The organism is Blautia sp. AF34-10, assembly GCF_003477865.1.
Taxonomy (GTDB): domain Bacteria; phylum Bacillota; class Clostridia; order Lachnospirales; family Lachnospiraceae; genus Fusicatenibacter; species Fusicatenibacter saccharivorans.
In genome coordinates this window covers 1-512 of sequence record NZ_QUED01000103.1, presented here as the reverse complement: position 1 = coordinate 512, position 512 = coordinate 1, and the positions used below count along the sequence as shown (strand labels likewise).

Here is a 512-nt window from a genome sequence, read left to right as displayed (position 1 = left end):
ACCAGCTGGCTTTATATTCCAGCATTTCGAAAAACTTTGCCCAGGAAACACTTGCTATGGATTTTGCCAGTTTATGGTTCCGGATCATTCCCTTCACGTTCAGATCCTCAATACAGATGGTTTGGTTTTCGCGCACCAGCATCGTTGACTGTTTCTGCAGGAAATCATTCCGCTGATTGGCTGTTTTCTCATGCACTCTGGCTACCCTGAGCCGCTGCTTCCCGCGGTTATGGGAATCTTTCTGCTTCCGGGAAAGTCTGCGCTGTTCTCTTATGAGTTTTCGCATGGAGCGTTCCAGATATCTGGGATTTGATACCGTATTTCCATTGCTGTCAGAATAGAATGCTTTGATTCCGACATCAATTCCAATCGTTCCTCCAGCATTTGGGCGTGGTTCCGGTTCGAAATCAACATTTAAGACTGCAAAATATTTTCCGGCCGGTGTGTACTCAATGGTTACGTGATTAATTTTTCCCACTTCCATCGACTGGCGTATTTTGACAAATCCAAGT

Annotated in this window: 1 protein-coding gene; it reads right to left on the bottom strand. The window is 45.3% G+C overall.

Annotated elements, in window-relative coordinates:
* Positions 1-512 (bottom strand): RNA-guided endonuclease TnpB family protein (locus DWZ60_RS17080; protein WP_147397784.1); only part of this gene is annotated, 512 nt, incomplete at both ends.